General features: G+C 60.5%; 20 protein-coding genes. 19 read left to right on the top strand and 1 reads right to left on the bottom strand.

Annotated elements, in window-relative coordinates:
- The 18 genes from AC2FNN_RS18370 to AC2FNN_RS18285 form a co-directional block, all read left to right on the top strand.
- Nucleotides 1-645: cytochrome D1 domain-containing protein (locus AC2FNN_RS18370; protein ID WP_496759906.1), on the top strand; the 645-nt coding region annotated here is incomplete at its 5' end.
- Nucleotides 602-865 carry a hypothetical protein gene (locus tag AC2FNN_RS18365; RefSeq protein WP_171169778.1) on the top strand — a complete coding sequence of 88 codons (264 nt, stop codon included), beginning with the start codon at nucleotides 602-604 and terminating at the stop codon, nucleotides 863-865. The genes AC2FNN_RS18370 and AC2FNN_RS18365, both read left to right, overlap by 44 nt.
- 89 nt (nucleotides 866-954) lie before the next feature.
- A complete protein-coding gene (locus AC2FNN_RS18360; protein WP_496759905.1) occupies nucleotides 955-1419 on the top strand; it encodes a DUF2946 family protein in 465 nt (154 codons plus the stop codon).
- Between the two features lie 44 nt (nucleotides 1420-1463).
- Nucleotides 1464-3587, top strand: coding sequence for a 4Fe-4S binding protein (locus AC2FNN_RS18355; protein WP_496759907.1), 2124 nt, complete (start codon nucleotides 1464-1466; stop codon nucleotides 3585-3587).
- 14 nt (nucleotides 3588-3601) lie between these two features.
- Nucleotides 3602-5509 (top strand): TAT-dependent nitrous-oxide reductase, encoded by a 1908-nt coding sequence (gene nosZ, locus AC2FNN_RS18350; protein WP_496759904.1) that lies wholly within the window; start codon nucleotides 3602-3604, stop codon nucleotides 5507-5509.
- A gap of 3 nt (nucleotides 5510-5512) precedes the next feature.
- Complete coding sequence (locus tag AC2FNN_RS18345; RefSeq protein WP_496759903.1) at nucleotides 5513-6769, top strand: nitrous oxide reductase family maturation protein NosD; 1257 nt, start codon at nucleotides 5513-5515, stop codon at nucleotides 6767-6769.
- A complete protein-coding gene (locus tag AC2FNN_RS18340) occupies nucleotides 6759-7652 on the top strand; it encodes an ABC transporter ATP-binding protein (protein ID WP_496759902.1) in 894 nt (297 codons plus the stop codon). Before AC2FNN_RS18345 ends, AC2FNN_RS18340 begins: the two co-directional genes overlap by 11 nt.
- Nucleotides 7649-8470 carry an ABC transporter permease gene (locus AC2FNN_RS18335; protein ID WP_496759901.1) on the top strand — a complete coding sequence of 274 codons (822 nt, stop codon included), beginning with the start codon at nucleotides 7649-7651 and terminating at the stop codon, nucleotides 8468-8470. The genes AC2FNN_RS18340 and AC2FNN_RS18335 overlap by 4 nt, the downstream gene beginning before the upstream one ends.
- Nucleotides 8467-8982, top strand: coding sequence for a nitrous oxide reductase accessory protein NosL (locus AC2FNN_RS18330; protein ID WP_496759900.1), 516 nt, complete (start codon nucleotides 8467-8469; stop codon nucleotides 8980-8982). Before AC2FNN_RS18335 ends, AC2FNN_RS18330 begins: the two co-directional genes overlap by 4 nt.
- Nucleotides 8979-9875: an FAD:protein FMN transferase gene (locus tag AC2FNN_RS18325; RefSeq protein ID WP_496759899.1), complete on the top strand. Its 897-nt coding sequence runs from the start codon at nucleotides 8979-8981 to the stop codon at nucleotides 9873-9875. The genes AC2FNN_RS18330 and AC2FNN_RS18325 overlap by 4 nt, the downstream gene beginning before the upstream one ends.
- A 128-nt stretch (nucleotides 9876-10003) precedes the next feature.
- A complete protein-coding gene (gene napF / locus AC2FNN_RS18320; protein ID WP_496759898.1) occupies nucleotides 10004-10519 on the top strand; it encodes a ferredoxin-type protein NapF in 516 nt (171 codons plus the stop codon).
- Nucleotides 10516-10809 (top strand): chaperone NapD, encoded by a 294-nt coding sequence (locus AC2FNN_RS18315; RefSeq protein ID WP_267363554.1) that lies wholly within the window; start codon nucleotides 10516-10518, stop codon nucleotides 10807-10809. Before napF ends, AC2FNN_RS18315 begins: the two co-directional genes overlap by 4 nt.
- A complete protein-coding gene (gene napA, locus AC2FNN_RS18310) occupies nucleotides 10806-13298 on the top strand; it encodes a nitrate reductase catalytic subunit NapA (RefSeq protein WP_496759897.1) in 2493 nt (830 codons plus the stop codon). Before AC2FNN_RS18315 ends, napA begins: the two co-directional genes overlap by 4 nt.
- A 27-nt stretch (nucleotides 13299-13325) precedes the next feature.
- A complete protein-coding gene (napG, locus tag AC2FNN_RS18305; protein ID WP_496759896.1) occupies nucleotides 13326-14144 on the top strand; it encodes a ferredoxin-type protein NapG in 819 nt (272 codons plus the stop codon).
- Entirely contained in the window at nucleotides 14141-15058 is a 918-nt protein-coding gene (gene napH / locus AC2FNN_RS18300) for a quinol dehydrogenase ferredoxin subunit NapH (RefSeq protein WP_496759895.1), read from the top strand. The genes napG and napH overlap by 4 nt, the downstream gene beginning before the upstream one ends.
- 12 nt (nucleotides 15059-15070) lie before the next feature.
- Nucleotides 15071-15508, top strand: coding sequence for a nitrate reductase cytochrome c-type subunit (locus tag AC2FNN_RS18295; protein ID WP_496759894.1), 438 nt, complete (start codon nucleotides 15071-15073; stop codon nucleotides 15506-15508).
- A 29-nt stretch (nucleotides 15509-15537) separates the two neighbouring features.
- On the top strand, nucleotides 15538-16230 hold the full coding sequence (locus AC2FNN_RS18290) for a NapC/NirT family cytochrome c (RefSeq protein ID WP_496759893.1): 693 nt from the start codon (nucleotides 15538-15540) through the stop codon (nucleotides 16228-16230).
- Between the two features lie 13 nt (nucleotides 16231-16243).
- Nucleotides 16244-16501: a hypothetical protein gene (locus AC2FNN_RS18285; RefSeq protein WP_496759892.1), complete on the top strand. Its 258-nt coding sequence runs from the start codon at nucleotides 16244-16246 to the stop codon at nucleotides 16499-16501.
- 69 nt (nucleotides 16502-16570) lie between these two features.
- Here AC2FNN_RS18285 and AC2FNN_RS18280 read toward each other — a convergent pair whose 3' ends face one another.
- Nucleotides 16571-17353, bottom strand: coding sequence for a DeoR/GlpR family DNA-binding transcription regulator (locus AC2FNN_RS18280; protein ID WP_496759891.1), 783 nt, complete (start codon nucleotides 17351-17353; stop codon nucleotides 16571-16573).
- 150 nt (nucleotides 17354-17503) lie between these two features.
- On the opposite strand from AC2FNN_RS18280, the gene AC2FNN_RS18275 reads away from it, so the two are divergent.
- A partial coding sequence (locus AC2FNN_RS18275; protein WP_496759890.1) for an NAD(P)/FAD-dependent oxidoreductase occupies nucleotides 17504-18463 on the top strand: 960 nt, incomplete at its 3' end.

The following is an 18463-nucleotide window of genomic DNA, read 5'->3' as shown; positions in this document are numbered from 1 at the left end:
CAGTTCAAGAACCCTGATCCTTTCCCAGTGCGCAAGATCAGCACAGGTGATTATCTGGACGATTTCTTTTTCGACCAAAGTTATGAATATGTCATGGGGGCGTCCCGCGATGGCAAGGGCGGGCAAGTGATTGATCTGGTGATCGGGCAAAAGGTGGCCGATCTGGATTTACCCGGAATGCCGCATCTGGGCTCGGGGATCACGTGGAAACACGGCGACACGACCGTGATGGCCACGCCGCACCTGACAGATGGCGCCGTGTCGGTGATCGACATGGAAAGCTGGGAAACCGTCAAACGGATCAAGACCGAAGGCCCCGGGTTCTTTATGCGCAGCCATGAGAATTCGCCTTATGTCTGGGCCGATGTTTTCTTTGGCCCCAACAAGGACGCGATGCACGTCATCGACAAGCAAAGCCTTGAAATCGTGAAGACACTGCGCCCCGCACCGGGCAAGACCGTGGCCCATGTCGAGTTCACCAGGGATGGCAGCCACGCGCTGGTTTCGATCTGGGAAGATGATGGCGCGGTGATTGTCTATGACGCGCAGACGCTGGAAGAGGTCCGCCGCCTGTCGATGCGCAAACCTTCGGGGAAATACAATGTCTGGAACAAGATCACCTTCTCGGAAGGAACCAGCCACTGAGGGGAAATGGCCGGTTTGGAAACTGGCCATTCTGCTGTATCCGGCCACGGCGCTGACCGTGGCCATCAACCTGTTTTTGCTCGGGCTTATTCTGCACAGCGTCGGGTTCGGCGCAATTGAACCGGTGCCGGCGATCCTCTGGTCGATTCCGCTGGGCATTCCTGCGGCATGGCTGGCCGGTCGGTGGCTGCGCGGATTGATGGACGAGGCCGACGGGTAGGTGCAATTTTTCAGGCACCTAACCTAAGTCAAGTCTTCGCCTGGAAGAATCCCCTAAGTTTCAGAAAAGAACGCCGAGCTGGATTCTCAATGCCTACCGTCCGCCCCCCGCATAGCCTGTTTGATCGCGTGTCCCGCGCGGTGTGCGGTTTGGTGGGTATTTTCCTGTTGCTTTTGCAGATGCTTGGCCCGGTGCTGGCGAGTCCCGGGGACAGCATGTGGATCGAGATCTGCTCGGAGGCAGGGGCGGTCTGGGTTGAAGTGGACCTTGAGGAAGGCACTGATGACCCGGCCGCGCCTTGCCCGAAATGCGCCGATTGCGCGCTGTGCGCGGTGTCAACGGCAGCCCCGCTGCCAGACCTGCCATCGCTGACGCAATCCGGAAATGTACAGATTGTACCCGCTGCAATTGAGGATCTGTGCATTTTGTACAACTCAAGGCGACTGTGGCCCGAAACCCGAGGCCCCCCGTTCGCGACCCAAGAAGAATCTGAACGCGCCCTGCGCGCGTCCGTGGCGTACACCCTAGCAACCGGAGGTGCGCCGTGGTCGTAAGTCGCGCAATCCATTTCCTGCTGGCTTTCACTCTGTCCTGCCTGATGGCGATCAGCGCCCATGCCGACAGCCTGGCCAGTTTCCTGCCCGACATCGAACCTGCCGATCTGGCCCCCGGCGCCGATGCCTTTGGCCCGGTGCGCGATGACGTCAAGGTCGCCCCGGTCCTGAAGGGAGGCGAGACCGTTGCCTGGGCATTCCTAACATCGGACTTTGTTGGCACGACGGGTTATTCCGGCAAACCGATCCATGTCGTTGCCGCCATCGATAACGACGCGGTGTTGACCGGAGTGCAACTGGTCAAACACTCGGAACCGATCGTGCTGATCGGCATCCCCAATTCCCGCATGGTTGAATTGACCGAAGGCTATGCGGGCCTTGACCTTAAGGTTGAAGCCGAAACCGGGGGTGAAGGGCACGACCTCGACATCATCTCGGGCGCGACGGTCACGATCATGGTGATCGACGACAGCCTTGTGCGTGGCGGTATCAAAGTGGCGCGTGCATTGGGTCTGGGCGGCTTGTCGCCGTTGCAGGCCGACGGGCCCAAGCGCGAAGTCGATATGGCGCAGAATGCGGTCCATGACTGGGCGACTCTTTCGGGCGACGGGTCGATCCGGCGACTGACGCTGGATGTCGGGCAGGTCAATGCCGCCTTCGAGGCCACCGGAGACCAGCGCGCGATCAAGCGCCCGGAACCGGGCGAACCGGATGACACCTTCATCGACATGCATATGGCGCTTGTCTCGGTTCCGTCGATCGGCAAATCGCTGCTGGGCGACGCCGAGTACCAGAACCTTGTGAACTGGTTGGACGAGGGCGAACAGGCCATTCTGGTGCTTGGGCGCGGTGCCTACAGCTTCAAGGGGTCAGGCTATGTGCGCGGCGGGATTTTCGATCGGATCCAGTTGATCCAGGGCGACAACTCGGTCCGGTTCTTCGACAAACAGCAAGTACGCCTTGGCAAGGTTGCGGCCCCGGATGCGCCCAGTTTCACAGAGTTGGATATCTTCAAGATTCCCGCCGATGCCGAGTTCGACCCGACCGAGCCGTTCCGCCTGCAACTGCTGGTACAGCGTGCCGTAGGTGCCGTTGAGAAAACCTTTCTGACATTCGATCTGGGTTACAAACTGCCCGACCGTTACCTGCTGCCCGTCGCAGCCTCAAAGGTTGTCGAGGATGCGACCGGCGAAGCCGCCGCCAAGGCTGCCCTGTGGCAGCGCATCTGGAAGGATCGCACTGTCGAAATCGCCATTCTTGGCGTCATGCTGCTGGTCCTGACCGCGACGTTCTTCTTCCAGTTCCACGCGACGATGAATGCGCGGGTCTTCTACTGGTTCCGCATCGGCTACCTGACAATGACCCTGTTCTTCATCGGCTGGTACGCCAACGCGCAGCTGAGCGTGGTGAACCTGATGGCACTGGCGGGCAGCCTGCGCACAGGATTCTCGTGGGATGCATTCCTGCTGGATCCGCTGGTTTTCATCCAATGGTTCGCCGTTGCCGCCGCGCTGTTGTTCTGGGGCCGTGGGGCCTATTGCGGCTGGCTGTGTCCGTTTGGCGCCTTGCAGGAGCTGACCAACAAGATCGCGCGGGCGTTCAAAGTGCCGCAATGGACTTTGCCCTGGGGTCTGAACGAGCGGCTCTGGCCCGCGAAATACATGATCTTTTTGGGTCTTTTTGGCCTGAGTTTCGTATCGATCCCGCTGGCCGAGAAATATGCAGAGATCGAGCCGTTCAAGACCGCGATCATTCTGAAATTCATGCGCGACTGGCCGTTTGTGGTCTTTGCGCTGGTCCTGCTGGGGATCGGGCTGTTCGTTGAGCGGTTCTATTGCCGCTATCTTTGCCCGCTGGGCGGAGCGCTGGCGATCCCTGCCCGTATTCGCATGTTCGACTGGCTGCGCCGCTACAAGGATTGTGGCACACCCTGTCAGACCTGCGCCAATGAATGCCCCGTTCAGGCGATCCACCCCACCGGTGAGATCAATCCGAACGAGTGCGTCACCTGCCTGCATTGTCAGGTGCTCTACCAGTCCGAGGACAAATGTCCCGTCGTTATCCGCCAGCTGAAACGGCGGGCCAAGACAGGGTCGGTCCAGATGAAGACCCCGCTCGGACAACCACCGGCGAACCATCCGAACGCCAAACCGCAATCCGTTTCCTAAAAGGAGGAACGAACATGTCGGAACATGACAACAAACTAACCGTCACACGCCGTGGGATGCTGGGTGCAACAGCAACCGGTGCCGTGCTGGCCGGGACCGGTCTGGGCTCGACCCTGATGACCGCGAAACAGGCGAGCGCCGCGGCCAATGCCAATCTCGAACCCGGCGAGCTGGACGAGTATTACGGTTTCTGGTCCTCGGGTCAGACCGGCGAGCTGCGCATTCTGGGCTTTCCGTCCATGCGCGAACTGATGCGGGTGCCGGTGTTCAACCGCTGCTCGGCCACGGGCTGGGGTCAGACCAACGAGTCGCTGAAGATCATGACCGATGGTCTGCTGCCGGAAACTAAGGAATTCCTCGCCAAGCGCGGCATGAAAACCTATGACAACGGCGACCTGCACCACCCGCATATGTCGTTCACCGACGGCACCTATGACGGCCGCTATCTGTTCATGAACGACAAGGCCAACACCCGCGTCGCGCGTGTGCGCTGTGACGTGATGAAATGCGACAAGATCACCGAGATCCCGAACGCCAAGGCGATCCACGGTCTGCGCCCGCAGAAATTCCCGCGCACCGGCTATGTCTTTGCCAACGGCGAAGATGAAACTCCGCTGGTCAATGATGGCTCCGTGCTGGATGATCCGTCGCAATACGTGAACATCTTCACCGCGCTGGACGGCGACACCATGAAAGTGGCATGGCAGGTGATCGTGTCGGGCAACCTCGACAACACCGACTGCGACTATCAGGGCAAATACGCCTATTCGACCTCGTACAACTCGGAAATGGGCATGAACCTGGCCGAGATGACCGAGAACGAACTGGACCACGTTGTTGTTTTCAACCTCGCGGAAATCGAAAAAGGCATCGAAGCCGGCGACTATCAGGAGCTGAAAGGCGTCAAGGTTCTGGATGGCCGTAAGGGTCAGAACAAGAAGTACACCCGCTACATTCCGATCCCGAACTCTCCGCACGGCATCAACACCGCGCCAGACGGCAAGCACGTCTGCATCAACGGTAAGCTGTCGCCGACCGTGTCGATCATGGACGTTACCAAGCTGGACGCCCTGTTCGAAAGCGATGCGGATCCGCGGTCGTGCATCGTAGGTGAGCCGCAGCTGGGTCTTGGCCCGCTTCACACTGCCTATGACGGTCAGGGCAACGCGTTCACCACGCTGTTCCTGGACAGCCAGATCGTGAAGTGGAACATCGACAAGGCAATCGAAGCCTACGGTGGTGCCGATGTGGACCCGATCATCTCGAAGGTCGACGTGCATTATCAACCGGGCCACAACTCGACCTCGATGGGTGAAACCAAGGATGCCGACGGCAAGTGGCTGATTTCGATGAACAAGTTCTCGAAAGACCGGTTCCTGAACGTGGGTCCGCTGAAGCCCGAGAACGAACAGCTGATCGACATCTCGTCGGATGAGATGAAGGTGGTTCACGACGGCCCGACCTTTGCCGAGCCACACGACTCGATCATCGTACGCGCCGACATCGTCAATCCCGTTAATGTCTGGGACCGCGCCGATGTCACCTGGGAAGACGCCCGCAAACAGGCCGAGGCCGATGGCATCGATCTGGAAGAAGGTGCCGAGGAACCGATCCGGGACGGCAACAAGGTGCGGGTCTACATGACCTCGCAGGCGCCGACCTTCAGCCTTGAGAAGTTCACCGTCAAACAGGGCGACGAGGTGACGGTTTACATCACCAACCTGGATGACGTGGACGACGTGACCCACGGCTTCTGCCTGGGCAATTACGGCATCGCGATGGAGGTCGCACCGCTGGCCACCGCCTCGGTCACCTTCACCGCCGACCGTCCGGGCGTGCACTGGTTCTATTGCCAGTGGTTCTGCCACGCGCTGCACATGGAAATGCGCGGCCGGATGTTGGTCGAACCGCAGGGAGCATAACCAATGCGTTGGTCCCTGCTCATACCGCTCCTGCTCGGCTCGCCCCTTTGGGCGGCGGACTGGGATGTGCCCAACCGGGCGGGGGCCATCAATGAAATACTGGCGCAGGCGGCGGATGGGGACACCCTCCGCCTGAGCCCCGGTGTCTACACCGAAACACTGGTTCTGGACCGGCCCGTCACTATCGACGGGCTGGGACAGGCCACCATTGACGGGCAAGGCGCGGGCAGCGTCATCACCGTGACCGGGCCGGGTGTCACCGTGCGCGGGCTGACGGTGATCGGCTCTGGCTCAAGCCATGACGGGATCGACAGCGGTATCCAGCTGACCAAAACAGCCAAGGCGCCGGTGGTCGAAGATAACGTGCTGCTGGGCAATCTCTACGGCGTCGACATTCACGGGGCCAAGGACAGCATCGTGCGTGGCAACCGGATCGAAGGGCGCTTGGACCAACGGATGAATGACCGTGGCAATGGCGTCTATGTCTGGAATGCACCCGGTGCGCGGGTTGAGGACAATGACATCCGCTATGGGCGCGACGGAATCTTCGTGAACTCGTCCAAGAAGAACACCTTTACCGGCAACCTGTTCCGCGATCTGCGCTTTGCCGTGCATTACATGTATGCCGACAATTCGGTGGTCAGCGACAATGTCTCGATCGGCAACGATCTGGGCTATGCGGTGATGTTCACAACCAATGTGAAGGTCGCCGACAATGTCTCGATCGGGGACCGGGAACATGGCGTGATGCTGAACTATGCCAACAAGAGTCAGATCACCGGAAACGTGGTGATCGGTGCCAAGGAAAAATGCACATTCCTGTATAACTCGAACAAGAACGAATTCACCGACAACTGGTTCCAGGGATGCGGCATCGGCATCCACTTTACCGCCGGCAGTGAACGCAACCGCATCGTTGGCAATTCATTCATCGGAAACCGGACGCAGGTGAAATACGTCTCGACCAAGTGGGTCGAGTGGTCCGAGGACGGGCGCGGCAATTACTGGTCCGATTTTGCCGCCTATGATGTGGATGGCAACGGCATCGCCGATGTCCCCTATCGACCCAATGACAGTATGGACCATGTGCTGTGGACCCAACCCGCAGCCAAATTGCTGCTCGGCTCGCCTGCCGTGCAGCTGGTGCGCTGGTCGCAATCGGCCTTCCCGGCACTGTTGCCCGGTGGCGTGATGGACAGCAATCCATTGATGCAACCCCTTGAACCCCCAGCTATGGAAAAGGTGCCTCATGACGGATAAGGCCCTGATTATTGACCATGTCAGCAAGGACCGGGGCAAAACCCGCGTTCTTGACGATATCACCCTGTCCCTTGCCCCCGGTCAGCGCGTCGCGCTGCTGGGCCATAACGGCGCGGGAAAGTCGACCCTGATCAAATCCATCCTTGGCCTGACGCCCATTCGGGACGGAGCCATTCGGATCGGGGGCGCCACCCCCGGCAGCGCGCAGGCGCGGCGGGATACGGCCTATCTGCCCGAGGCGGTCTCGTTTCACCCGGCGTTGACCGGGCGCGAGCAGCTGACGCTGTTTGCGAAACTGTCCGGGTCAAAAGCCGATGTGCCCGGTCTGCTGGAACGCGTCGGCCTGAGCGACGCTTTGGACCGCCGGATCGGTGCCTATTCCAAGGGGATGCGGCAACGACTGGGGCTGGCGCAGGTGCTGCTGGGTCAGCCGAAAGTGGCATTGCTGGATGAGCCAACATCAGGCTTGGACCCGATTTCTCGGCAGGACCTGTACGCCATCATCGACGAACTGGCGGCGCAGGGCACCGCCGTGCTGATCGCATCTCATGCGTTGACCGAGGTTGAGGCGCGCACCGACCGTATCGCGATCATGCGCAAGGGCCGGATGGTTGCCGACGACACGCTGAACAACCTGTCGGCGCTGGCCGGTCTGCCAATCCGCCTGAAGGTCCGCGCCAGCGCCAATGCGGAGGCTTTGGCCGCCGAGCTGGGCGGCAACCGGATCAACGGCGCATCCGTTGAGTTGCTGTGTTCCCCCGATGACAAGATGGAGGCCCTGCGCCGCATCGCCGGGTTGGGCGACGCGGTGGCGGATGTCGAGATGACCCCGCCCAAGCTGGAGGACCTCTATCGCCACTACGCACAGGAGGAGAGGCTATGACCCGCTTCCTCGCCATCACCCGCACCGAGATGCTGATCCTGCGCCGCAATCGCTGGCTGCTGGTCGCCACGTTGATCATGGTGCTGTTCGCGCTGGCGCTGACCTTTGCGGGCAGCGCGCCAACCGGCACATTGGGCGTCGACATGCTGACCGTCTCGGTCGCGTCGATGACCACGCTGTCGGTCTATCTTGCGCCGCTCTTGGCGCTGATGATTGCCTTTGATGCCATCGCCGGTGACGTGGATCGGGGCAGCCTGTCACTGCTGCTGTCTTACCCGGCGGGGCGCGGAGAGATTCTGTTGGGCAAGTTCACCGCCCATCTGGCGGCGCTGGCTTTTGCCATGACCATCGGCTTTGGCACTGCTGGCGCGGTGGCCGCGTTTTTTGGCGGTGCGGGGCCGGAAAGCCTGATGGCTCTGGTGCGACTTATCCTGACATCAATCCTGCTGGGCGCCGTGTTTCTGGCGCTTGGATACCTGCTGTCCGCTTTGGCGAGGGGCGCCACGGCGGCGGCGGGGATGTCGGCCGGGCTTTGGCTGGTTTTTGTCGTCCTTTATGATCTGGGCCTGTTGGGGGCCGTCGTCATGGACAAGGGCGGCGCATTCACCCAATCCGTCTTTCCATGGGTGATGGTGGCCAACCCGGCCGACGCGTTCCGTTTGTGGAACATCGCCGCGACGGAAGGCGTGGCCATGGCTTCGGGCATGACCGGGGCCGCACAGGCCCTGCCGGTCTGGGCCGCACCCGCGTCGCTGCTGATCTGGCCGGTGCTGGGCTTTGCCCTCGCCCGGCTGGCTTTCCGGAGGGTCGAGCCATGAGACGCCTTGCCCTGATTGCATTGCTTGCACTGGCGGCCTGCAAGGAAGAGCTGGCAGAGGCCCCCGATCCGGTCGATCTGACACCGGATGCGCTGAGCTATTTCTGTCAGATGAATGTCGCCGAGCATGGCGGGCCCAAGGGGCAGATTCATCTGAAAGGCTATCCGGCCCCGCTGTTCTTTGCACAGGTGCGGGACATGGTGGCCTATCTGAAAAGCCCCGAGCGCGATGCGGATATCACTGCCATATATGTCAGCGATATGGGTGTCGCGCCAAGCTGGCGGCAGCCGGGTATCTCGAACTGGATCGCCGCGGATGGCGCGACCTTTGTTGTTGGCGCCAATGTGGCCGGCGGCATGGGCGCGCGCGAGGTGGTACCTTTTGCCGATCCTGCCGATGCTCAGGCATTCATTGAGATTTACGGCGGAACGGCACTGGACCTGCCGGACATCCCGGATACCGAAGTGCTTGGTCCTGTCGATCTTGAACTGTCGTTGGAGACCCCCGTATGACCTCCTTGTCGCGCCGCCGATTTCTGATCATCACAGCCGCCTGTGCTGCGGCCACACCGGTTGCAGCCTCGGACGCGCGCTGGCACGGGACCGCGCTGGGTGCCGCCGCCAGCCTGCGCCTGGTGGGCCTGACAGACGCTGAAGCTGCACCCATCATAGCCGCCATGGAGACCGAGATTGCCCGGCTGGAAGACATCTTCAGCCTGTATCGCCCGCAATCGCAGCTCAGCCGGTTGAACCGCGATGGTGTTCTGACGGCGCCCGCTCCTGAATTGTTGAACGTGCTGAGTCTCAGCACAGCGCTGCATCAGGCATCGGATGGCGCATTTGATCCGAGCATTCAACCCCTGTGGAGGGCATTGGCTGCGGGCGCGCGCACGGACGATCTGGTTGAAGTTCAACAGGCAACAGGCTGGGAAAAGGTAATTTTCGACGCCTCGGTCATTCGCCTGCCGGTGCCCGGAAAATCGGCGCTGACGTTGAACGGCATTGCGCAGGGTGCGATCACCGACCGGATCGCCGACCTGCTGCGCGCTCATGGTCTGCGTGATGTTCTGGTCAATATGGGAGAGGTTGCCGCCCTGGGCACGCGTGGTGATGGTGCGCCCTGGAAAGTTGGATTGGCGGCGCCGGACCAAACGGTTCTGAAGCGGATTGTGTTAAGCGATCGGGCAGTGGCGACATCTTCGACGCTGGCGACTCAGCTCAGCCCGGGGGTCGGGCACATCATTACCTTGGATGGGCCTTCAAACCACGACAGGACCGTTTCAGTTTCTGCGCCGAAAGCGGCACTCGCGGATGGGTTGTCCACTGCACTTTGCGCGGCATCCGCCGACAAAGCCAAAGAGATACTGGCGTTCTTCCCCGACGCCCGCATCGAGTTGGACGTATGACGAAGAGGTACAATCTCAGCCCGATCAAAAAAATCCGAAAAAGTATGATATAGGTCAATTCGTGCGCTGCTGAAGACAGCTAGGAAGTGAAGACGCGAACCTATCAATCGAAATTCGAGTCGCCAGCCATGAGCCAGATGACAAGCAGACGCGCATTTCTAAGCGCGCGTGTCCTGCGGGAGGACCCAGATGCGATCCGTCCGCCGGGGGCGGTTGCAACTGGCTTCAGCGATCTCTGCACGCGTTGCGAAGACTGCGCCGCGGCTTGTCCCGAAGACATCATCACATTCGACGATAGCGGTTTTCCCGTTCTGGACCTGTCCGCAGGCGGTTGCACCCTGTGTGGTGACTGCGCTGACATTTGCCCGACCCCGGCGCTGTTGCCCGAGCGTGTGGCCGAGTGGCCGTGGCGCGCACGGATCGAGGCCGCAAGCTGCCTGTCGATGAACGGGGTAAGCTGCCGCCTGTGCCAGGACACTTGCGAACAGGAAGCCATCCGCTTTCGCCTGCAACTGGGCGGGCGGGCTGAACCGGCGCTTGAAACCGAAACCTGCATCGGATGCGGCACATGTTCTGCCGCCTGCCCCGCCGGGGCAATCACGATGCACCGCCCCGCCCCTTTGCACCCGGAGGTGACCCAATGAATATCTGTGGCTGTCTTGTCCACATCGCCCCCGATCACACCGACGCCGCGCGCGCGGCGATGACCGGCACCGATGGCGTCGAGCTTCATGCCGAGGCCGAGGATGGTCGGTTCGTCGTGGTTGTCGAGGATACAGCCGACCGGCTGGCCTCGGAAACCATCATGGATCTGCACCAGATCCCCGGCGTGATCTCGCTATCGCTGACCTATCACCATTTCGAAGATCCCGCGGAGGCTGCTCCGCGTCCTGATGCTCCAAGCCAACCGTCCAGCAGGAGGCCCATGCAATGACCATCTCTGAATCCCGTCGTACATTTCTGAAAGCGTCCGCAGCGGCTGCCACGGCCTCGGCTGCCGGCATCCCACTGGCCGCTGGTTCGGCCAGCGCTCAGGCCGCTGCGCCTGATATCCGCTGGGACAAGGCCGCCTGCCGGTTCTGCGGCACAGGCTGTTCGGTTCTGGTGGGCACCAAGGATGGCCGCGTAGTCGCCACGCAGGGCGACCCTGATGCGCCGGTCAACCGGGGTCTGAACTGTATCAAGGGCTATTTCCTGTCCAAAATCATGTATGGCAAGGACCGCCTGACCACGCCGCTTTTGCGCAAAACCAACGGCGAATATGACAAGAACGGCGAGTTTGAGCCGGTCAGCTGGGACGAAGCCTTTGACGTCATGGCGGCCAAGTGGAAAGAGGCGCTGGCCAAGAAAGGCCCGACCAGCGTGGGCATGTTCGGTTCCGGTCAGTGGACCGTCTGGGAAGGTTATGCGGCGGCCAAGATGATGAAGGCCGGGTTCCGGTCGAACAACATCGACCCCAACGCGCGTCACTGCATGGCGTCGGCCGTGGTCGGCTTTATCCGTACCTTCGGCATCGACGAGCCGATGGGCTGCTATGACGACCTTGAGCACGCGGATACGTTTGTTCTGTGGGGGTCGAACATGGCCGAGATGCACCCGATCCTGTGGTCGCGCCTGACCGATACGCGCCTGACCAAGCCGGGATGCGAAGTGCATGTTCTGTCGACCTTCGAGCACCGCTCGTTCGAGCTGGCCGACAATGGCATGGTGTTCAACCCTCAGACCGATCTGGCGATCCTGAACTATATCGCCAATTACATCATCCAGAATGGCGCGGTGAACGAAGAGTTCGTCAAGAACCACGTCAACATTACCAAGACCGCCACCGATATCGGTTATGGCCTGCGCGACAATCATCCGCTGCAACAAGAGGCCGCGAACCCCAATGTCGGCAAGATGGAGCCGATCAGCTTTGAGGAGTATGCCGAGGCGGTATCGGCATACACGCTGGAATACACCTCGGAGCTGTCCGGCGTTCCGGCGGACAAGCTGGAGCGTCTGGCCCAGCAATATGCCGACCCGAACCGCAAGGTCATGAGCCTGTGGACCATGGGGTTCAACCAGCATACCCGCGGGTCGTGGGTGAATTCGCTGATGTATAACGTGCACCTGCTGGTGGGCAAGATTTCCGAGCCCGGAAACTCGCCCTTCTCGCTGACCGGTCAGCCATCGGCCTGCGGAACCGCGCGTGAGGTCGGCACTTTTGCCCACCGTCTGCCTGCCGACATGGTTGTCATGAATGACGAGCACCGCAAGATTTGCGAAACCGCCTGGAATGTGCCTGCGGGTACCATTCCGGCCAAGCCCGGCTTTCACGCCGTGCTGCAACACCGCAAGCTGAAGGATGGTGATCTGAACGCCTATTGGGTGCAGTGCAACAACAACATGCAGGCCGCACCGAATATCAACGAAGAAGGTTATCCCGGGTATCGCAACCCCGAGAATTTCATCACCGTATCAGACCCCTACCCGACCGTCACGGCCGTGTCCGCCGACCTGATCCTGCCCACCGCCATGTGGGTCGAGAAGGAAGGTGCCTATGGCAACGCGGAACGCCGCACCCAGTTCTGGCGGCAGCAGGTCAAGGCACCGGGCGAGGCCAAGTCGGACGTGTGGCAGGTGATGGAATTCTCGAAACGCTTCACCGTTGAAGAGGTTTGGGGCGAAGAGTTGCTGGCCACCATGCCCGAGCATCGCGGTAAGACCATGTACGAGGTTCTGTTTGCCAATGGCAGCGTCGACAAGTTCCCGCTGTCGGAAACTGCCGAGGGCTTTGACAATGACGAATCCGAGCATTTCGGCTTTTACGTGCAGAAAGGTCTGTTCGAAGAGTACGCCAACTTCGGGCGCGGCCATGCGCACGATCTGGCACCGTTTGAAATGTACCATCAGGCGCGCGGAATGCGTTGGCCGGTCGTGGATGGCAAGGAAACGCTGTATCGTTTCCGCGAAGGCTATGACCCCTACGTGTCCGAGGGCGCCGGCGTTGAATTCTATGGCCACAAGGATGGCAAGGCCAAGATCATCTTTGCGCCTTACGAGCCTGCGGCCGAGGAACCAGATGCGGAATTCGATCTGTGGCTGTGCACCGGTCGCGTGCTGGAACACTGGCATTCAGGATCGATGACACGCCGGGTGCCGGAACTGCACCGTGCCTATCCCGCTGCCGTGGTCTACATGCATCCGCAGGACGCAAAGGATCGGGGTTTGCGCCGGGGTCAGGAGATTGTTCTGTCGACCCGCCGCGGCGAGGTTACCAGCCGTGTCGAAACCCGCGGCCGGAACAAGGTGCCGCGCGGCCTGGTCTTCATGCCCTGGTTCGACGAAAGCCAGTTGACCAACAAGCTGACGCTGGACGCAACCTGCCCGCTGTCGAAAGAGACCGACTTCAAGAAATGCGCCTGCAAGGTCGAGCGCGCGTAACCAGCAAGGATCATACGGGTCGTTCCCATGTCTCTTGTCGATAAACCCCTTTCGCCGCAGCGGCGCCGGTTCCTACAGGACTCGGCGCGGGCGGCGGGCGGCTGCGTGGTCGCCGGGACGGTGCTGGCCTATCTGGCCCGCGACGCCCGCGCTCTGCCAGCCGAAGCTTTGCGCCCGCCCGGCGCATTGCCCGAGAAGGAGTTCCTGTCGGCCTGCATCCGTTGCGGTTTATGCGTGCGGGACTGCCCGTACGATACCCTGAAACTGGCCGAGTTGGGCTCGGACGCGGTAGCGACGGGAACACCATTCTTCACCGCCCGGGATATTCCCTGTGAGATGTGCGACGACATCCCATGTGTCGCCGCATGTCCGACTGGGGCACTGGACCCGGCGTTGGACAATATCGACGACGCGAAGATGGGTGTCGCGGTTCTGGTCGATCAGGAGAACTGCCTGAACTTCCTCGGGTTGCGCTGCGATGTCTGTTACCGCGTCTGCCCCGTCATCGACGAGGCGATCACGCTGGACACCACGCACAACACGCGGTCGGGTCATCACGCGATGTTCATCCCGACCGTCCACGCCGACCGCTGCACCGGCTGCGGCATGTGCGAGAAAAGCTGTGTTCTGCCCGAGGCCGCCATCAAGGTGCTGCCTGCCCGGCTGGCGCGCGGCAGTTCGGCAGAGCATTACCGCAAGGGTTGGGAAGAAAAGGCCGCGAAAGGCGCGCCGGTGGTCGAGGGGATCATCGACCTGCCGGACCGTTTGCCCGGACCGGGCACGGACAATCTGGCCACGCCCGGCGGCTTTGCGCCAGGATATGATCTGCCGGGGGTGGGACAATGAGTACCCGTACGCATATGCCCGTCGGTCAGGAGGCCGTTGAAAGCAAAGGGTGGATTGGGGCGCATCGCTTTTTGCTGATGCGCCGCGCAAGTCAGCTGTTCTTTTTGGTTCTGTTTCTGTTGGGCCCGTGGTTCGGCATCTGGATTGTCGAGGGCACCTTGGCGGGGTCACTGACGCTGGGCGTGCTGCCGTTGACCGATCCGTTCATCCTGTTGCAAAGCTTCGTTGCAGGTCATTGGCCCGAAATGACCGCGCTGATCGGTGGGCTGATCGTTCTGGTGGTCTATGCCCTGATTGGTGGCCGTGTCTATTGCTCGTGGGTCTGCCCAATAAATCCGGTGACGGACGCGGCCAGTTGCGTGCACCGCAAGCTGGACCTACCGAAAGGCTGGCAACCCAAGCGCGGCACCCGGCTGTGGATTCTGGCAACCGTGCTGCTGGTCTCGGGCCTGAGCGGCGTGATCGCGTGGGAGCTGGTCAACCCGATCACGATGCTGCATCGCGGGCTGGTATTCGGCATGGGCTTTGTCTGGGCCATGATCGCGGCCATCTTCGTGTTTGACGTCTTCGTCTCACGCCATGGCTGGTGCGGCCATCTGTGCCCCGTGGGCGCGTTCTACGGGCTGATCGGGTCGAAAAGCCTGCTGCGGGTCAGTGCGGCCAATCGCACGGCCTGTGATGACTGTATGGATTGCTATGCGGTCTGTCCTGAAAATCAGGTGATCTCACCCGCGCTGAAAGGCAAGCCGGGAAGCTCGCCCCTGATCCTGTCACCCGACTGCACAAACTGCGGGCGTTGCATCGATGTCTGCGCAGTCGACGTCTTTAACTTTACTCACCGGTTCGACGACCATGTCGTTCAACCTTCCGATCCAGTTGCCGCGCCCGAGCCGCGCGCCGCCAGACCTATCTAGGGGAGTGCCAAGATGAAAAAATCAATCGTTACAGGCGGAATTGCCCTTCTACCCGTATTGTTGCTGAGCGGATGGGCCGTCGCGCAATCTGCTCAGGTTGAATCCCTGCGCGGTGCGGACGTGGATGAGCCGGTGCCGCTGGACCAAATCCACCGCAATGTCGAAGGGCGCCAGCAGCGCAATTACCGGCAGCAGCCACCGGTGATCCCGCATTCGGTCGAACAGTACCAGATCGACATCCGTACCAACCAGTGCCTGTCCTGCCATGACTGGACCAAAGCGGGCGAGCGCAACGCACCGACCCTGTCAATGACCCACTATCTGGATCGCGATGGTAACGAGTTGGATCAGATTGCCGGAACCCGGTACTTCTGCAACCAGTGCCACGTTCCGCAGGCCGACGCACCGCCGCTGGTCGACAACGTGTTCCAGCCCTCCGCCGGCAACTGATCCAACGCAAGACTGAAAGGAGCACCGACATGGCAGACTCCCCTGAAAAACGCGGCTTGCTTGGTCGCCTCTGGAACGCGATCTGGACACCGGCAGTGATGTTCAGTACGGGCTTTCTGATCCTTGCCGGATTTCTGGCCGGTATACTGTTCTGGGGTGGGTTTCACTGGACGCTGGAACTGACCAACACAGAAGAGTTCTGTGTTTCCTGCCACACGATGGAAACGAACCTGGGTGAGTATCGCGAAACGGTCCACTACAACAACCACTCGGGCGTGCGTGCGATCTGTTCAGACTGCCACGTTCCGGATGAATGGAGCCACAAGATCAAAGCCAAGATCATGGCCGTGAAGGACGTCTATCATGAACTGGCGGGCACCATCAGCACACCCGAGAAATACGAGGAACACCGCCTGGCGATGGCCTCGGCCGTCTGGAAGAAAATGAAAGCGTCTGACAGCCGCGAGTGCCGCAACTGTCACAACTTTGACTACATGGACTTTACCATTCAGGAAACCCGCGCCGCGTCTGAACACCAACGCGCCATCGACAGCGGTATGACCTGTATCGATTGCCATCAGGGCATCGCCCACAGCCTGCCACCCAACTATCTGGAAACATACGAAAAGGTGACTGCTGCACTGGAAGATGAAAGTGTGCAGGAGCACGCTGCTGCCGCGGGTGACGACATCCGCGATTTCCTGAACAACAGCTCGAATTGATGTGGGGGCAGAGATGTTAGATTTACTTGGAACCATTGGTGGCAACGTCCTGAGCCTGCCCGGCATACTCGGTCTGGCGCTGGGCATGATGACCCGCAAGTTGTGGCTGGGCGCGGCATTGGGCGGAGCCGTCGGCGTATTTGAGACGCTGGTTTTTGCAGGCTTCCAGTTTGCGCATGTAGAGGCACTGGACCTGATCATCGCTATTGTGGTCGGCGTCTGTGCAGGAAGCCTCGGCACTGCCATTCGCATCAAGGGCGCAACAGCCTGAATCACAGCCGGTTTCACCGTTTCGGTGGAACCGGCTTGTCCCGTCGGGCCGGGCAATGTTGACACAAACTCAAGGATTGTCTGTTTGTGTTTCCACGCCCGCGATCACCAATTCCGCATTTCCGGGCAAGGATCGGAAGGCTGCGGGCAATGCGCGATCGGTGATGAGCACGTCCTTTTCGGTCAACCCGGGCAGGCGCAATGCCGGGCTGGTCTGGGCCTCGTTGAATTTTGTGGAATCAACCGCCATGAAGGTCTGGTCAGCAATATCAGACATCGCGCGGGCCATATCAGCTTCGCATTGATCGTAGACCATGAAGCCCTTGCTGGGATGCACCAGTGAAGCCGACAAAATGGCCGTCCGGGCCGAGAACCCTGCAATGACGTCATAGGCGGCGCGGTCGAAAGCGGCGCCGTCGTGGTTGCGCAACTGTGTTCCCGCCATGAAGACCCTGTTGCCCTCTTCCATCGACAAGGTGGCGGCGATGAAGGCCGAGTTTGTCACCACAGTGAGGTTTTTGCGCGCGCGAAGTGCCTGAGCGATGAAGCCCGAGGTCGAACCCGTGTCGATGGCGATGGCCGATCCGTCCGGTATCCGCCTCGCAACGGCGTCGGCTATCGCGACTTTGGCGGCACGGTTCTGCGCCATGCGGGCCAGAAACGGAGGATCCAGCACATTTTGAGTGCTGACCAATGCACCATGCACCTTGGACAGGGCGCCCTTGGCGACCATCGGCTTTACGATTCGCCTTACGGTCTGGTCCGACACTTTGAGAATGCGCGCCAGTTCCATGACCGAAATTCGCCCATGCAGGTTTACCGTGCTGAGAATGTCTTGCTCGTATTTCGACATAAAGCGCCGCGATATTTGTTGATTTCATCAAGTTACTTGCAAGATTGACGCTGTTCAAGCGACTTAACTCAACATTTTTCAAACATTTTTGTTGCTTTTTGTTGTTTTGCGACTTTTGATGACGACATGTCATTTGAAGTGGGTGGACGCATGACAACGCATTCGGTCAGACATCTCATCATCGGCGGGGGCATCATCGGATGCTCCATCGCGTATCACCTCGCACGGTCCGGTGAGACGGATGTTGTTCTTCTGGAAAGGGCGTCCCTGACCGAGGGGGCCACCTGGCACGCGGCGGGGCTTGTCGGGCAGTTGCGGTCATCTCGAAACACGACGCGGATGCTGAAACGGTCCGTGGCGCTGTATGATCGCCTGGCCGAAGAAACCGGCATGGAGTTCGACTGGAAGAAAGTGGGAAGCCTGCGCCTGGCGGCAACCAAAGAGCGGCTTCTGGAAGCAAAGCGTCTGGCGACAATGGCCCGCAGCTTTGATCTGGAGATGGAAATAATCTCGGCGGCCGAGGCCAAGGCGCTTTTCCCCTATGTCGACGCGAAAGGTCTGGAGGGCGCGGCCTTTATCCCCTCGGACGGTCATGTCGATCCCGCAGGCTTGTGTCAGGCAATCGCTTCCGGCGCCCGGATGCACGGCGCCCAGATCCGCCAATCCGTGCAGGTTACCGATTTTGAAATCCATAACAATCGCATCACCAAAGTGATGACAGCGGAAGGGGACTATGAAGCGGACACCGTCGTTCTGGCCGCCGGAATGTGGAGCCGCGAGCTGGCCGCGAAACTTGGTGTCGTTGTTCCGGCCTGTGCCGTCGAGCACCAGTATATCGTCACCGAACCGATGCCCGACCCGGAACTTGTAAAGCGCCTGCCAACCCTGCGCGATCCCGAGCGGCTGGTGTATTACAAACCGGATGCAGGCGGGAGGCTTGTGATCGGCGGGTATGAGGACAACACGCTGCCGTTCGGCGACAGGGGTATTCCGGGCGCGTTTGTCCGGCAGCTGTTGCCGGACAACCTGGAGCGGTTTGCCCCCCTTGCCGAACTGGCAGGTCAGGTTACGCCGGTCGTCAACACGGTCGGAATCCGGCAGGTCATCAAC

The sequence above is a fragment of the Ruegeria sp. BHSA118 genome, assembly GCF_059613405.1.
The sequence above is the reverse complement of the archived record's forward strand: the minus strand, read 5'-3'. Positions and strand labels throughout refer to the sequence as shown.

Coding starts and splice junctions, on each gene's coding strand:
- AC2FNN_RS18365 (WP_171169778.1), top strand. CDS start 602: ATGTCTGGAACAAGATCACCTTCTCGGAAGGAACCAGCCACTGAGGGG.
- AC2FNN_RS18360 (WP_496759905.1), top strand. CDS start 955: ATGCCTACCGTCCGCCCCCCGCATAGCCTGTTTGATCGCGTGTCCCGC.
- AC2FNN_RS18355 (WP_496759907.1), top strand. CDS start 1,464: ATGGCGATCAGCGCCCATGCCGACAGCCTGGCCAGTTTCCTGCCCGAC.
- nosZ (WP_496759904.1), top strand. CDS start 3,602: ATGTCGGAACATGACAACAAACTAACCGTCACACGCCGTGGGATGCTG.
- AC2FNN_RS18345 (WP_496759903.1), top strand. CDS start 5,513: ATGCGTTGGTCCCTGCTCATACCGCTCCTGCTCGGCTCGCCCCTTTGG.
- AC2FNN_RS18340 (WP_496759902.1), top strand. CDS start 6,759: ATGACGGATAAGGCCCTGATTATTGACCATGTCAGCAAGGACCGGGGC.
- AC2FNN_RS18335 (WP_496759901.1), top strand. CDS start 7,649: ATGACCCGCTTCCTCGCCATCACCCGCACCGAGATGCTGATCCTGCGC.
- AC2FNN_RS18330 (WP_496759900.1), top strand. CDS start 8,467: ATGAGACGCCTTGCCCTGATTGCATTGCTTGCACTGGCGGCCTGCAAG.
- AC2FNN_RS18325 (WP_496759899.1), top strand. CDS start 8,979: ATGACCTCCTTGTCGCGCCGCCGATTTCTGATCATCACAGCCGCCTGT.
- napF (WP_496759898.1), top strand. CDS start 10,004: ATGAGCCAGATGACAAGCAGACGCGCATTTCTAAGCGCGCGTGTCCTG.
- AC2FNN_RS18315 (WP_267363554.1), top strand. CDS start 10,516: ATGAATATCTGTGGCTGTCTTGTCCACATCGCCCCCGATCACACCGAC.
- napA (WP_496759897.1), top strand. CDS start 10,806: ATGACCATCTCTGAATCCCGTCGTACATTTCTGAAAGCGTCCGCAGCG.
- napG (WP_496759896.1), top strand. CDS start 13,326: ATGTCTCTTGTCGATAAACCCCTTTCGCCGCAGCGGCGCCGGTTCCTA.
- napH (WP_496759895.1), top strand. CDS start 14,141: ATGAGTACCCGTACGCATATGCCCGTCGGTCAGGAGGCCGTTGAAAGC.
- AC2FNN_RS18295 (WP_496759894.1), top strand. CDS start 15,071: ATGAAAAAATCAATCGTTACAGGCGGAATTGCCCTTCTACCCGTATTG.
- AC2FNN_RS18290 (WP_496759893.1), top strand. CDS start 15,538: ATGGCAGACTCCCCTGAAAAACGCGGCTTGCTTGGTCGCCTCTGGAAC.
- AC2FNN_RS18285 (WP_496759892.1), top strand. CDS start 16,244: ATGTTAGATTTACTTGGAACCATTGGTGGCAACGTCCTGAGCCTGCCC.
- AC2FNN_RS18280 (WP_496759891.1), bottom strand. CDS start 17,353: ATGTCGAAATACGAGCAAGACATTCTCAGCACGGTAAACCTGCATGGG.